Source organism: Spongiimicrobium salis (assembly GCF_043678055.1).
Taxonomy (GTDB): domain Bacteria; phylum Bacteroidota; class Bacteroidia; order Flavobacteriales; family Flavobacteriaceae; genus Spongiimicrobium; species Spongiimicrobium salis.
Map to the genome: position 1 here is coordinate 1,712,712 of NZ_JBHEQA010000001.1, position 14,948 is coordinate 1,727,659.

Consider the following 14,948-nt stretch of genomic DNA (forward strand, 5'->3'; position numbering starts at 1 on the left):
GTTTTTTGAGGGATTAGGAATGAAGCACTAGGCTTGTACTACAATGTCCGTTTGATTTCTATGAAAAAAGAAATGGTATCGAGAACCCTACCGCTGTGACATCAACTTGGAAACATATTTCCCGATCACATCGAACTCCAAGTTCACACGAGTGCCCACCTCATAGGTATTAAAACGTGTGTGTTCATAGGTGTATGGAATAATGGCCACGCTAAAACTATTTCGCCCAGAATCTACCACTGTTAAACTGGTACCATCAATAGTAATGGATCCTTTTTCTATGGTGACATTGTTCAAACTGGAATCATACTCAAAAGAAAAAAACCAACTTCCATCCTTTTCCGAAATACCTGTACACTGCCCCGTTTGATCTACATGTCCTTGTACAATATGGCCATCCAATCGGGCGCCCATGACCATGGCGCGTTCCAAGTTCACCACATCGCCTACTTTTAAGTCGTTCAAACTGGTCTTTTCAAGGGTTTCTTCGATTGCTGTTACGGTATACAAATCTCCATCTAAAGCAACAACCGTAAGGCATACGCCATTATGGGCCACACTTTGATCTATTTTCAGTTCCGAAGTCAAAGAAGATTGTACGGTAATATGGAGATTTCCCCCATCTTTTTCCAATTGTCGTACACTTCCTAAAGTTTCAATTATTCCCGTAAACATGTGTCGTTTAAATTAAGTAGTTTTGTGTTGTAAATTTAGAGATAAAGGCATAGATATCATGCAGGAAAACGGAAAAATAAAATTGGGGATTTCCATTGGGGATTTAAATGGAATTGGCTGCGAGGTAGCCCTTAAAACATTTGAAGACCAAAGAATGTTGGATTTTTGTACTCCAGTATTATTTGCTTCCAATAAAACGATAGCCGCCCAGAAAAATGCCTTGGATTTAAAAATCAACTATCACGGGGTCCAGAATGCCTCCAAAGCCATTGATGGTAAAATCAATGTCGTGAATGTATGGAAAGAGGTACCCCAATTAAAATTTGGGGAGGCCACTAAAGAAGGAGGAACCTATGCCATTAAATCCTTAAAAGCAGCCGTTGAGGCGTTAAAGAAGGAAGAAATCGATCTGCTGGTCACGGCGCCCATCAACAAGAATAACATTCAGGCGGAAGACTTTAAGTTCCCCGGACATACCGATTATCTGGCTCAGGAATTGGAAGGAAAAAGCCTTATGTTTATGGTGACCGATAGCTTGAAGGTTGGCTTGCTTACGGATCATGTGGCCGTGAAGGAGGTCTCGGAAGCCATTACTCCGGAACTGATTAAGAATAAGGTAGCAGTGATTGAAAATTCCTTGAAAATGGATTTCGGAATTCGGAAACCCAAGATTGCCCTTTTGGGCATTAATCCCCATAGCGGTGATAATGGCATTATTGGAAAGGAAGATGACGAAACCATGAAACCCGTAATCCAAGAGTTGTTCAATGACGGACATCTGGTTTATGGTCCCTATTCTGCAGACAGCTTTTTTGGGTCCAAGACTTTTGAAAATTTTGATGCCATCCTTGCAGCCTACCACGACCAAGGCTTAATTCCCTTTAAAACATTATCCTTCGGAAAGGGAGTAAACTATACGGCCGGTCTTGATCGGGTACGAACCTCCCCAGACCATGGTACAGCGTATGAGATTGCAGGGAAAGGAGAAGCGGATCACAGTTCTTTTAAGGAAGCAGTATTTACAGGGCTAAAAGTTTTTAAGCAGCGGAGCGAGTTTAAAGAACTCAGCAAAAATCCGTTAAAAAAGATGCCAAGGCCCAAACCAAAATCAAAAAATAAGCGTGATTAAGAATACATGGTTTTTTCGGAAGGGTATCTTCCTATCCTTCAAGGAATTATTTTAAATGTTATTTTTCTTTTAATAGCTTTTGAGGTAATTAATTTTTTGTATCTTCGCACGCTCTAAACTAGTGTTGAAAATGAGAAAGTATAAGGAGTTTGAAGTTCCTTTCTCTGGATTGAAGCAAGGAAAGCATAGTTTTGAGTATCAGATTGAAAATACGTTCTTTGAATCTTTTGAGTATGATGAGTTTAATAGTGCCAAAATAGCGTTGCAGGTCACATTAAACAAAATGAGTACAATGATGGAATTGGAGATGGAGGCAAAAGGCAGTATTAATGTGAATTGTGACGTCACTAATGAGCCCTATCACCAAGAGATTGCAGGAACCTTGGAATTGGTAATCAAGTTTGGAGAAGAATTTAACAATGATGATGATGAATTGTTGATTATTCCCCATGGAGAACATCAAATCAATATTGCACAATATGTGTATGAAATGTTGGTCTTGGCGATTCCTTCGAAAAGAGTACATCCGGGAGTTTTAGATGGGACATTGGAATCCGATGCCCTAAAAAGACTCGAGGAATTACAACCAAAAGAGCGTAAAGAAAAAAAAGGAGAAGATACAGATCCCCGATGGGATGCATTAAAAAAGTTAATAACGGATAAATAAGTTTCATAATGGCACATCCAAAGCGTAAAATTTCCAAAACAAGGAGAGATAAAAGAAGAACACATTATAAGGCTGTAGCGCCAACAATTGCAAAAGATCCAACAACAGGTGAAATGCACTTGTATCACAGAGCACACTGGCACGAAGGAAAACTGTACTACCGTGGCCAAGTGTTGATCGACCAAACAGAAGATGCTGTTGCATAACGGTAACAGATAAACATATTAGTAGACTCCCACTTCCAAAGAGCGGGAGTTTTTTGTTAAAGTTTTTTTGTACAATGGATCCATTTCCTGACCTTGGAACGACTATAGTATTGAGGTCTTAGGGATTGGAGGCAATTTGTATATTCCACCGAAAATTCCTAAAAAAATGTTTTTTAGGTGCTAGTTCCCAAAAAATCACTAATTTTCACCGATTTTGAGGAATTTTTGAATGTTTTTGGTAAAAAACCAGTTTTAGCATGAGCAAATTAACAGCAGCTATTACAGCTGTAGGGGGCTATGTTCCTGACTATGTGTTGACCAATGAAATATTGGAAACCATGGTAGAGACCAACGATGAATGGATCACTACCAGAACGGGTATAAAAGAACGCAGAATTTTAAAAGAAGAAGGCAAGGGAACTTCCTATATGGCCATCAAAGCTGCTGAAGAAATCCTAAGGAAAAAAAATCTGGATCCCGAAGAGATCGACCTCATACTAGTAGCCACAGCTACTCCAGATATGATGGTTGCGGCAACGGCGGCCTACGTTGCTTCGGAAATAGGAGCTAAAAATGCATTTGCTTATGATTTGCAGGCGGCCTGTTCAAGCTTTTTATACGGCATGTCTACCGCCACGAGTTATATTGAATCTGGACGATACAAAAAAGTACTATTGATAGGAGCCGATAAAATGTCTTCCATCATTGACTATACCGATCGAGTTACTTGTATCATTTTTGGAGATGGTGCAGGAGCAGTATTGTTTGAACCCAATGAAGAAAACCTAGGGTTTCAAGACGAATACCTGCGATCTGATGGTATTGGAAGAAACTTTTTGAAGATAGATGCGGGAGGATCCATTTTACCTGCTTCGGAAGAAACGGTAAAAAACAGGCAGCACTACGTGCAGCAAGATGGGAAATCTGTATTTAAGTTTGCCGTATCCAATATGGCCGATGTAGCCGACAGGATAATGCGGCGCAATGCCTTGTCCCACGATGATGTGAACTGGTTGGTGCCACATCAAGCCAATAAAAGAATAATAGATGCAACTGCCAATCGTATGGGACTGGACCAGGAAAAAGTAATGGTCAATATCCAGAAATATGGCAATACCACCTCAGCAACTTTGCCTTTGCTGTTATGGGATTATGAAAAACAATTAAAGAAGGGAGATAACTTGGTCTTTGCTGCTTTTGGTGGCGGATTTACCTGGGGATCGATCTACTTAAAATGGGCATACAACGCATAACATACTCAACTCAACTAATCTAAATCGAATTCAATGGATATTAAAGAAATTCAGAGCTTAATCAAGTTTGTTGCAAAATCTGGCGCGAGCGAAGTAAAGCTAGAAATGGAAGACATTAAGATCACCATTCGTACGGGATCTTTGGGGTCATCTACCCCCGAGACGACATTTGTACAACAGGTGCCTGTGGCCGCTGCACCAATTGCTCCACCTCCAGCTGCTCCAGCTCAGGTAGAGACTACTATAAGTACTCCTGCAGCTCCTGCTGAGGATGATTCAAAATACATTACGATAAAATCTCCGATCATAGGAACTTTTTACAGGAAACCTTCTCCGGACAAACCGGCATTTGTAGAGGTTGGAGATAGCATTAACACAGGAGATGTTCTTTGTGTTATTGAAGCCATGAAACTTTTTAACGATATTGAGTCCGAAGTTTCTGGAAAAATTGTAAAAGTATTGGTTGAAGACTCTTCTCCTGTTGAGTTTGATCAACCTCTATTCTTGGTAGATCCATCATAAAAATTAAATCACAAATTCCAAAAAACGTTCTCCAATCGGAGAATCGATGCCTTGGAGTTTGAAATTTTGAACGCTTATGTTTAAAAAAATATTAATTGCCAATAGAGGTGAGATTGCTTTACGCATCATCAGAACCTGTAAAGAAATGGGGATCAAGACCGTTGCGGTTTACTCCAAGGCAGATGAAGAAAGTTTACATGTTAGATTTGCCGATGAAGCAGTTTGTATTGGTCCGGCACCAAGTAATCAATCGTATTTAAAGATTCCAAATATTATTGCAGCTGCCGAGATTACCAATGCCGATGCCATACATCCGGGCTATGGTTTTCTATCCGAAAACTCCAAATTTTCCAAAATATGTGCGGAACACGATATTAAGTTTATCGGAGCTTCTGGGGAGCATATCGACAAAATGGGCGATAAGGCTACGGCAAAAGCAACGATGAAAGAGGCGGGCGTGCCTACCATTCCAGGTTCTGACGGATTATTGGATTCCGTTGATGATGCAAAGAATGTTGCAAAGGAAATGGGCTATCCGGTAATGATCAAAGCCACTGCCGGTGGTGGAGGAAAAGGGATGCGTGCCGTATGGAGTGAAGATCAAATGGAAGATCTCTACAACAGTGCGGTACAAGAAGCCACTGCGGCCTTCGGAAATGGAGGAATGTATATGGAAAAGCTGATCGAAGAACCACGTCATATTGAAATCCAAGTAGTTGGTGATCAATATGGAAAGGCGTGTCACTTATCTGAAAGAGATTGCTCGGTACAAAGACGTCACCAAAAATTAACAGAGGAAACACCTTCTCCCTTCATGACCGATAAATTACGGGAAGATATGGGGAAAGCTGCGGTTAAGGCAGCAGAGTTTATTAAATATGAAGGTGCGGGAACTGTGGAATTCCTTGTGGATAAACACAGGAATTTTTATTTCATGGAAATGAATACCCGTATTCAGGTGGAGCACCCCATTACGGAACAAGTAATTGATTACGATTTGATTCGTGAACAAATATTGGTTGCGGGTGGCGTTCCTATATCCGGAAAGAACTATATTCCAAAATTGCACTCCATTGAATGTAGGATCAATGCGGAAGATCCTTATAACGGCTTTAGACCTTCTCCAGGAAAGATAACTACCTTGCATACGCCAGGAGGCCATGGAATACGTTTGGATACCCATGTATACAGTGGGTATAGTATTCCTCCAAATTACGACTCCATGATCGCTAAATTGATTACTACGGCCCAAACTAGGGAAGAAGCGATCAATAAAATGAAACGGGCTCTGGATGAATTTGTCATTGAAGGAATCAAAACAACGATTCCTTTTCATCGCCAACTCATGGATCATCCGGATTATCTGGCCGGAAATTACACGACAAAATTTATGGAGGATTTTGAAATGGATCCCCCAGTAGAAGAATAAATAGCATAAGAAAAGCCCCGGTCTTGAGTCGGGGCTTTTTATTTTTCACGGTTTACAGGGAGTCCACAGAAAAACTATGGTATTACTTTTGTTCACTAAATAGCACTAAAAATAGCGTAGCCTTACAATTTTAGCTACAAAACAGAGTTAGGAATATAAATTTTTCATAGATAGGAATGATAAAACGATACTTGACACTTTTAGGATTATGTTTCTCAATGACCCTTCTGAGCAGCTGTTTTGAGATTTTGGAAGAAATCAATTTTAATGCGGATGGAAGTGGACATATGCTGGTAACGGTAAATTTGAGTAAGAGTCGAACAAAATTGGCTTCTGTGATGCTTTTGGATAGTGTAAATGGACATAAAGTACCGAGCAAAGATGATATCAACGAATCCCTAAAACAAGCCGTAGCGCATTTGAAAGAGACCAAGGGGGTTTCCAACATCAAAAAAACGGCCGATTTTGACAATTATATTTTTACCATTTCCTGCGATTTTGAAAAAATTGAAAATATAGATGCTATTTTCAAGGATGCCATTAGGAAACAAAATAAAAAGGAAAGCACCAATTTTAGTACAACGAATTTTAGTTATAATGACGCATCTAAAGTATTTAAGCGGCATTTTTCCTATGATACGGCGGTTAAAAAATCTTTTGATCGTTTAAAGAAAGAGGATAAGGCCATTTTTGAAGATGCTAGTTATACCGCAATTTATCGTTTTAAAAATGAGGTACAAAGTGTCTCCAATACCAATGCAAAAATTTCGCCGAATAAAAAAGCGGTATTTCTGCGGGTAGCTGCAATGGACCTTATTTTAGGCCAAAAAAATCTAAAAAACAATATTCAACTAAGCAAATAACAAACCATAACCATGAAAAAATTATTGTTGGCAATCTGTCTTATGGCCACTACGGTTGGCATAAAGGCCCAAGACCTTATTACAAAAATTCCTGCAACCGCCGATGTGGTCGTTACCATTAAAGGAAAAAATGTCACGGATTTGGTCAGTATCCCAGAATTTGAAAATTCCAAGATGGGCGCCATGCTGATCAAAGAATTAAAAAGAGAAACAGACGGTGCCATTACAAGTTTGGACGGAATGGGCTTTGATCTGGATGCCAGTTTCTATTACTTCCTGGATGTAGCAGATAAGACCCTGTACAATTGCTTTTTGATACCTCTGAATGGTTCGGAAGGTTTTGAACGTTTGATGCCGAAGAGCAAGAAAAGAAAAATGATTACGGAAGGCGATACTTCCTATGTTCAGGAACGCGACGGAACTGTAGTGCTTTGGACCAATAAAATACTTATGGTGGTTATTCCTTATGATACCGATAGTATACACGATTATACGTACTTCAATGAAGCTGAGGTTCCTGCTGTGGAAGCCGATGAAGAGGTGATTTTAGAAGTAGAAGAGGCTGTGGAGGTCCCGGAAGTAGTCATCGAGGAGGAGGAAGTTATTGAAGAAACGGTTATTGAAATCGAAGAGACCGATGAAAGCGATTCCAATGACTACTATAACAGTGAATACTATAAAAAACAGGAACAACGACGCAAAGCCAGAGAAGAAAGAAGAAAGCTACGCAGGGAACGATTAAGTACAAGTACGCTAATTAAGGCAAAGACGATCCTCAAAGGCTACGGGAAACGCAATATCTTATCTAATCCGGCTTATGTGAAGGCCATGGGAAAAAGTAAAGATGAAGCTACCGCTTGGGTGAAGGATTTAGGAAAAATATATCAGCATGCCATTCCGGAATATCCGGGCTTTGGCAACGGTCTGGCAGGATTCTACAACTTTGATGACCTGTATGGGGGAACATCCATTACCTCTAGATTGAATTTTGAGGAAGATCGGGCAAAAATGGATATTTCATATACCATGAATGCCAAGATGGCCAAACATACCAAAGCCATGTACAACGGAACAATGAATCCCAATTTTTTCAAGTATTTTAATGAAGATGAAGTATTGGGGTATATGGCCGTGAATATGAGTACTGAAGGCATCCTCAAAGAATACCCCAAATTGATGGAGGATGTATTCACTAGATTTCCTCGTGAGGAATTTACGGATGTTGTTCCTATTGCAGCGGAATTGCTGTCCATTATGCTCGATGAAGAGGCCATAGCAGGCATTTTAAGAGGAGATATGCTCCTTGTACTCAATGATATCGCTGAAAGGGAGGTAACCTATACCACCTATGAATATGATGAAGAATACAACAGCAAGGAAGTAGTAAAAACAAAAACGGAAACGCTTCCAGGCTTTTTGTTCATGTTTACTTCTACGGAAAAAAACCTCTTTAATAAATTGGTGAAATTAGGCGTAAAACAAAAAGGCTTGACTTTTGAAAATGGGCTGTATCGCGTAGCTACTCCTAGAGATGTTCCTTTTGATGTATACCTTACATTCAAAGATAATGCGGTGGTAATAGGAAGCGCTAAAACACAAATGATGGCCATCAGAAACAACACCTATGCAGGCAAAGTTTCTTCAGAGCACAAAAAGAGGATTAGTAAAAACGCCACAAGCATGTATGTAAATGGAAAGCGTATTGTTTCCCAAATTCCGGCGGAGGCCTATCCTCGGGAATTACGGGACAAAATAGCCTTTATTACTAAAAATACAGAAGATATGACGCTTACTGCTGGAAAGATAAAAGGGAATACCATTTTTTCGGAAGTCATCCTAAATACACCAAAAAATGCTGATCATAAGAATAGCTTGGCCTATTTCTTCAATATGGTCGATGCCTTTATGCAATAGGGAAAGCTGTATAGATCCATGAAAAAAATACTGAAACTAGTATTGGGTTTCTTGGTATTGGGGGCTATTATCTATTGGGGGTATCGGTATATAAACAATACCGCTTCGCTCTTGGGTCGTATTCCTGTCAATGCTGAAAGTGTAATAAAAATTGGCATCCACGATATTCGGGAAACGCTTATTTTGGATGCTTTGGGCTCCCCTGGCTTCTATTACGATTATATAGGTGGCAAGCGGGAAAAAGACAGCCTCTCAAAAGAGAAAATCGACAAAGGAATTGATCTTATGCCCTATTCCATGGTATTCTTTACTATGGAAAACGCAGAGCAAACTCTGTTTACAACGCTGCCCATTGAAGACCCTATTGCTTTTGAAAGGTATATTGCTGCCTACTTGGAGGAGAAATCGGCTTCTATGGAAAAGAGTGAGGATGAAACCTATACCTATACATTGCTCGAAAAGGGAAAAGTAGCTTTGGCCTGGAATGGGGAAGACATTATGCTTGCACTTTCTCCATCGATCGATCTGAAAAAATGCACTGCTGTTTTTAAAGAGGTACTCGTAGCCCATGAAGTGATCAAAGACCGAAAACACCCTCTTATTGTCAAACTCAAAAAGATGTCCGATCATATTGCCTATGTCAAGGGCAAGGATAAATTGACATTCAATTTTAAGGACAAGAGTATAGAAATTGGAGGAACTTTAATGGTTGATCAAGCGGCATCTTTTCCAAAGAAACGAAAGGTGGAAACTTTTTCGGAAGCCTCGCTGCAATGGTATTGGGATTATAATTTGAGCGATGACGAACATAAAAAGAAGGTTATTGGGGCATTGCGTGGACTTTCTTTTTTTGAAAAGAACAATATTGAAGTTGCAGCCATTGTAGATCGCACCGATGGCTTTTTCAATTTGGCCGTACAAGGGAGCACTTCCCAAACAGATACTATCGTAACCTATACTTATGACGATAATTTTGAGAAGCAAGAGCAACGTACGCTATCCACTAGAGAGGTACCGCGCATACAATTGAACCTGGGAAGTAAAGAAAAGAGCTTAAAGGCCTATTTAGAGGCTCAAGGGACGGTAACCGATCAAGCAGTGTTTAAGGCCTTGCCTTTTTATCAGTTTTACCTAAAAGAAAATGACCTAAACACCACCCTGAGTACCTTTAAAGAAGAGCTCCCTGCCCAAAAACAGCTACGATCCAATTTCATGGAATGTACTATAGATTTTAAAAGACTACAAGAAGACCTTCATATTCCACAGACTTCCAAGGCATTTGCGCTTTTGGAGAAATTCACCTTGAAGGCCCATCAAATGGATGGAAATACCATTGTGATCAAAGGAAATCTGAGTGGGGATAAGGAAGACATCAACATTATCAGTCAAGTATTTTTTGGCCTCAATACCCAAGAGTAGGAAACAGGAGCGATGTCCTTAGGGTATTTGTGCTTATTTTAGTGTTATGAACCTGAGTTATTGGGAATATAAAACATGGTTGTCTCACCTAGATTTCACTATTGTGGGCAGCGGTATCGTAGGGTTGACTACGGCAATACATCTTAAAAAGCGTTTTCCGAAGGCAAAAATATTGATTTTGGAAAAAGGAATATTGCCCCAAGGCGCTAGCACAAAAAATGCAGGTTTCGCCTGTTTTGGAAGTGTTTCGGAATTGTTATCGGACCTCAAGCGACATTCCGAGGTGGAGGTGCTTGAATTGGTAAAAAAACGATATCATGGGATCGAAGGATTACGCGAGCTATTAGGAGATGAACAATTGGGCTATAAACGCTATGGCGGTCATGAAGTGTTCCGAGAAACGGATCTTGAGAAATATGAACATTGTTGGGAGAATATGCCCATGCTCAATGCCTTGTTGATGCCTGTTTTTGGTAGAAATGCTTTTAGCTTACGCGCCAATACTTTTGGATTTGAAGAGGTAAATACAACCTATATCAGCAATTTGCACGAGGCGCAAATTGATACCGGAAAAATGATGTTGGGCCTTTTGCGTTTGGCACAACAGCAGGGAGTCCAGGTGTTAAATTCAGTGCTCGTAGAAGATTTTGCGGAAGGACAGGATCAGGTACTCTTAAAAACAAATCAGTTTGAACTAAAAACTAAAAAATTATTGATTACCACCAACGGCTTTGCCAAGCAACTCCTAGAGCAAGACTGTGTACCCGCCCGAGCCCAAGTAGTTTTGACCCAACCGATCCCCAATTTGCATATCAAGGGCACCTTCCATTTGGACGAAGGATATTACTACTTTAGGAATATCGATGATCGCATACTATTGGGAGGCGGGCGAAATTTGGATCTGAAAACAGAGGAAACCATGGAATTTGGAGCTACGCCATTGGTACAAGATGCTCTGGAACAGCTCCTAAAGGAGGTGATTTTACCCAATACACCACATGAGATTGCCATGCGATGGAGTGGTATTATGGGCGTAGGGCCGCAAAAAAAACCGATCATCAAACAACTATCTCCTAATATTGCCTGTGGTATTCGAATGGGAGGTATGGGGATTGCCATTGGTAACGCTGTTGGAGAACAACTGGCCGCTCTACATTAATCCTGCCCGATGCAACCACCGGACAGGAAGTGTTGTATAGTTTTTAAACCATCCGACCATCCAATAAATTGATGATTCGGGAACCGTAGGCAGCGTTTTTCTCGGAATGTGTCACTTGTATGATCGTAACCCCTTCTTCGTTCAATTTTTTAAAGAGGTCCATGATTTCTTCTCCTTGTTTGGAATTTAGATTCCCTGTGGGCTCGTCGGCAAGGATAAGTTTAGGGTTCGTAATCAAAGCTCTCGCGATACCTACCAATTGTTGTTGTCCGCCACTCAATTGCGTAGGGAACAACTTCTGTTTTCCCACAATGTTAAAACGATCCAACATATCGGCAACCATAGCCTTCCGCTCAGACCCGCTATGCTTTTTGTAAAGCAAGGGCATTTCTAAATTTTCATAGACAGTAAGCTCATCAATAAGATGGTAGGCCTGGAACACAAAACCAATATATTGTTTGTATAGCGTAGCACGGTGTTTTTCTTTTAGCGTATGTACAGATTCGTGCAGAAAATTATATTCTCCTTCGTCAAACCCATCCAACATGCCCAGAACATTGAGCAAGGTAGATTTTCCTGAACCCGAGGGGCCCATGACAGAAATGAATTCCCCTTCTTCAATATCAAGATTGATATCTTTTAAAAGGAAGATTCGCTGTCCTCCGGAATTGACCCATTTAAAAATATTTTTTAGTTGTAAAAGCATAGTATTCGTGTATTTATTGTGTCAGGAGTAAACCTGAGGATTAAAAGTATTGAATTTTTGAAACTTCAGTTGTATTTTCAGCGCCCTAATCGGTTCCAAATGTCCAGATATATTTTCCAATCAGCACCTTCTTTTCGCCATACAATGACATATTTTCCTTCCCAGGATCTTTTTTTACCATCTGCAGTTTGCGTAGTGCCTTCATAATATCCATAATCATAGGCTTCATTTCCGATAATTTTAATTTCTTTCGGACGAATCTTATGATGCGTTATCTTCACATTTTCAGGCAATACCCAATACTTGCGTATAGGTTCTTGACCTTCAATAATATCGCTGTTTTCGGGGAAAATTTTGGCATCTTTGGTATAGCAAGCCGCAATTTCCCCATAATTGGAATCCATGACATAGGAAGAGAATTTGGAAATGTTGTCCAATATGCGCTCAATGTCATTTTTATCTCCAATATAATTCTGGGCAGCTGCAGAAAGGGAGCAGGCCACTAGGAATGTCATCATTGTCAAAAAGGACATGCCCCTGCTTAACTTGGAATGTAGTGTATGGTTTTTCATAGGACGAATATCATTTAATTTTCTTGTAATGCCTTAATCGGATTTGCCAAAGAGGCCCTTACCGATTGAAAACTACAACTGATCAGAGCAATGAACATTGTAATTAAACCACCACTGACAAACATCCACAGTGATGGACTAATACGATAGGTGAAACTTTGCAGCCATAGATTCATAACATAATATACAATGGGTGTAGCGATAATAAATGCAATGATGACCAAGCCAATAAATCTGCGGGTTAGGAAACTAACATTCTCCAAGGTTCCAGCTCCAAGAACTTTGCGGATTCCAATTTCTTTGGTCTTGCGTGCAATAATAAAGGACATTAATCCAAACAAGCCCAAACAACCAATACAAATAGCAATAATGGAAAAAATTTGTGCTCCATTGAACAGGAGTTGTTCCACAGTATATTCTTTGGCAATGGCATCTTCCAGAAAGCTATAACGATATACGGCAGTGGGAAATATGCCCTTCCAGATGTCTTCAATGGCTCCCAAGGACGCTGCGTCCGGCCTTTTCATTTTTATAAAACCCTGTTGTAAATACGCATTCCAGTTTAAAAGGATACAGGGACTAATTTGATATTGCAGGGAATTGTTATGGAAGTCTTTAACGACGCCTACAATAGTGGCTTGCCCTTCGTTAATTTGAATGCGTTTGCCTATGGCCTCGTCCGGGGACCATCCATAGGGTTTTAGGAAAGTTTCGTTGACAATAAATTCGTCAAATATCGGTTTGTTGGCGCGGAAGTTTCGTCCAGCGATAAGTTCCAGATCATAAAAATCCAAATAATTTAAATCTGCTATTTTCATTTCGGCATCCAAAGCTTCTTCGGGTGTCTGTTGGGGCAAGCGGTAACTTGTGCCCAATTGGAAGCCATTTACCGCCATTGGGGGACCCGAACCAAAGGCCACTTCTTCAATATTCTTATGCTCCAGCAATGACTTTTTGAACACGTCCATTTTATCAAAGCTTGGTACTTCGTTCATTACAATATCAGTAGATTCAAAACCCAATGACCCTTCCTTGAAAAGCTTCATTTGTGCGGTTAGGATAATGGCCGCAATGACAAAAAGTTGTACAATAACAAATTGGAAAATAACAAGGGATTTTCGAAAACGTCCTCCCTTGGGCTTTAGGTTGGAAAGACCATTTTTTAGAGCTTGTATCGGTTTGAACCTAGAAAGCACTAGGGCTGGATAAATAGCCCCCAAAAGAACGGTAAAGCAACCTATAGATACCAGAATACCGATATGTTCCCATCCAAATTGCAATTGCAGCTGTATTATGGATAGACTCTGATTCAACTGATAGACCAATACCTGCACCAAGAGCAGGGAAAGTGTTAATGTAAGCAGGATAATAATCGTATTTTCAAATAAAAACTGAAAGATGATATCTTTCTTTTTACTGCCCATTACTTTGCGAATGCCCACTTCCTTGGCTCGGGCATTGGATTGTGCCGTAAGGAGGTTTACAAAGTTGATGATCGCAATGATCAGAATGAACAACGCAATGATGGTAATGGTGATTAAAAGGGATGAGGGCACCGTATAACTACTGATACTATTGCCATAACGGCTCTCATTATGCATTTCCCGTAAAGGCTGTAAAAAATAGGAGATGCGTTTATCGTCTGAAGGCTTTAGGTACTTTTTCTTCCATTGGACTATTTTTGCCTCCAAAGCCTCTTTGTATCCTTCGTTTTGTAAAACCAAAAAAGTAGTCCCTTGATAATTTCCGGACCAATTGGAAGTAAAATAAGGATTGTTGATTTTAAAGAATTCATAGGGAATTAACATGTTATATTGCTGGCTGGAATTCCCGGGAGGGCTTTTAATGACGCCCGTAACGGTTAAAGGATCTTTGCTTTGTAAGAATATGGTTTTCCCCAAGATCGAGGCATAGTTGGAGGGATCTACTCCAAAAAAACGTTGTGCCAAGTCTTCGGTGAGCACTACTGCATTTACATCGGATAGTGCCGAACTAGGATTGCCGGCCAACCAATCCACATCAAAAGTTTTTGGATAGAACGGATCTACAAATAAAACCTGTGGCACTTCAAAACGTTGTATTCCAGTAATGGTATTATCCACGCGAAATTCGCGGCTTACTGGGCCCGCTGTTTGGGTTACGAGGTCAATTTCAGGGAAATCGTTGCGCAGTGCCGCTGCCAGAGGATAGGCTGTGGTATTCCAATATTGTACCTGATCGGGCAAGGTATTGTGCTGAACTACGCGATAGGTTTGTGCAGCGTTCTTATGATACGCATCAAAGGAAGACTCGTATTGCACAAAAATCAATAGCACAATACATATACTGATTCCTAAGGAAAGGCCAATAATGTTAATCATGGAACTCATTTTATTTTTCCATAAGTTCCGTAAGGCGATTTTTAAATAGTTTTTGATCATAATCTTGAATTTTG

14 protein-coding genes are annotated in these 14,948 nt (G+C 40.2%); 10 read left to right on the forward strand and 4 right to left on the reverse strand.

All coding sequences use genetic code 11. From position 1 onward, the window contains the following. Positions 1-87: 87 nt before the first annotated feature. Positions 88-675 (reverse strand): riboflavin synthase, encoded by a 588-nt coding sequence (locus ACEXOE_RS07590; protein ID WP_394748136.1) that lies wholly within the window; start codon positions 673-675, stop codon positions 88-90. A 58-nt stretch (positions 676-733) separates the two neighbouring features. On the opposite strand from ACEXOE_RS07590, the gene pdxA reads away from it, so the two are divergent. The 10 genes from pdxA to ACEXOE_RS07640 all read left to right on the forward strand — a co-directional run bounded on the left by pdxA (position 734) and on the right by ACEXOE_RS07640 (position 11,236). After that, positions 734-1,804 carry a 4-hydroxythreonine-4-phosphate dehydrogenase PdxA gene (pdxA, locus tag ACEXOE_RS07595; RefSeq protein WP_394748137.1) on the forward strand — a complete coding sequence of 357 codons (1,071 nt, stop codon included), beginning with the start codon at positions 734-736 and terminating at the stop codon, positions 1,802-1,804. 130 nt (positions 1,805-1,934) lie between these two features. Next, positions 1,935-2,471 carry a YceD family protein gene (locus ACEXOE_RS07600; protein ID WP_394748138.1) on the forward strand — a complete coding sequence of 179 codons (537 nt, stop codon included), beginning with the start codon at positions 1,935-1,937 and terminating at the stop codon, positions 2,469-2,471. 8 nt (positions 2,472-2,479) lie between these two features. Next, on the forward strand, positions 2,480-2,677 hold the full coding sequence (gene rpmF, locus ACEXOE_RS07605; RefSeq protein ID WP_394748139.1) for a 50S ribosomal protein L32: 198 nt from the start codon (positions 2,480-2,482) through the stop codon (positions 2,675-2,677). A 257-nt stretch (positions 2,678-2,934) separates the two neighbouring features. Next, positions 2,935-3,930 carry a beta-ketoacyl-ACP synthase III gene (locus ACEXOE_RS07610; RefSeq protein ID WP_394748140.1) on the forward strand — a complete coding sequence of 332 codons (996 nt, stop codon included), beginning with the start codon at positions 2,935-2,937 and terminating at the stop codon, positions 3,928-3,930. 33 nt (positions 3,931-3,963) lie between these two features. Next, positions 3,964-4,452, forward strand: a complete 489-nt coding sequence (gene accB / locus ACEXOE_RS07615; RefSeq protein ID WP_394748141.1) for an acetyl-CoA carboxylase biotin carboxyl carrier protein — start codon at positions 3,964-3,966, stop codon at positions 4,450-4,452. Positions 4,453-4,528: 76 nt separating this feature from the next. Continuing rightward, positions 4,529-5,881: an acetyl-CoA carboxylase biotin carboxylase subunit gene (gene accC / locus ACEXOE_RS07620; RefSeq protein ID WP_394748142.1), complete on the forward strand. Its 1,353-nt coding sequence runs from the start codon at positions 4,529-4,531 to the stop codon at positions 5,879-5,881. A 176-nt stretch (positions 5,882-6,057) separates the two neighbouring features. Continuing rightward, entirely contained in the window at positions 6,058-6,744 is a 687-nt protein-coding gene (locus ACEXOE_RS07625; RefSeq protein ID WP_394748143.1) for a hypothetical protein, read from the forward strand. Positions 6,745-6,756: 12 nt separating this feature from the next. Continuing rightward, the gene (locus ACEXOE_RS07630) at positions 6,757-8,658 is read left to right on the forward strand and encodes a hypothetical protein (protein WP_394748144.1); all 1,902 of its coding nucleotides are present in this window, start codon (positions 6,757-6,759) and stop codon (positions 8,656-8,658) included. Between the two features lie 18 nt (positions 8,659-8,676). Further along, positions 8,677-10,077, forward strand: a complete 1,401-nt coding sequence (locus tag ACEXOE_RS07635; RefSeq protein WP_394748145.1) for a hypothetical protein — start codon at positions 8,677-8,679, stop codon at positions 10,075-10,077. 46 nt (positions 10,078-10,123) lie between these two features. Further along, positions 10,124-11,236 carry an NAD(P)/FAD-dependent oxidoreductase gene (locus tag ACEXOE_RS07640; protein ID WP_394748146.1) on the forward strand — a complete coding sequence of 371 codons (1,113 nt, stop codon included), beginning with the start codon at positions 10,124-10,126 and terminating at the stop codon, positions 11,234-11,236. 43 nt (positions 11,237-11,279) lie between these two features. Here ACEXOE_RS07640 and ACEXOE_RS07645 read toward each other — a convergent pair whose 3' ends face one another. The 3 genes from ACEXOE_RS07645 to ACEXOE_RS07655 form a co-directional block, all read right to left on the reverse strand. Next, the gene (locus ACEXOE_RS07645; RefSeq protein ID WP_394748147.1) at positions 11,280-11,942 is read right to left on the reverse strand and encodes an ABC transporter ATP-binding protein; all 663 of its coding nucleotides are present in this window, start codon (positions 11,940-11,942) and stop codon (positions 11,280-11,282) included. A gap of 77 nt (positions 11,943-12,019) precedes the next feature. Continuing rightward, complete coding sequence (locus ACEXOE_RS07650; RefSeq protein WP_394748148.1) at positions 12,020-12,514, reverse strand: YybH family protein; 495 nt, start codon at positions 12,512-12,514, stop codon at positions 12,020-12,022. A gap of 14 nt (positions 12,515-12,528) precedes the next feature. Continuing rightward, positions 12,529-14,934 (reverse strand): ABC transporter permease, encoded by a 2,406-nt coding sequence (locus ACEXOE_RS07655; protein ID WP_394748149.1) that lies wholly within the window; start codon positions 14,932-14,934, stop codon positions 12,529-12,531. Positions 14,935-14,948 lie beyond the last annotated feature (14 nt).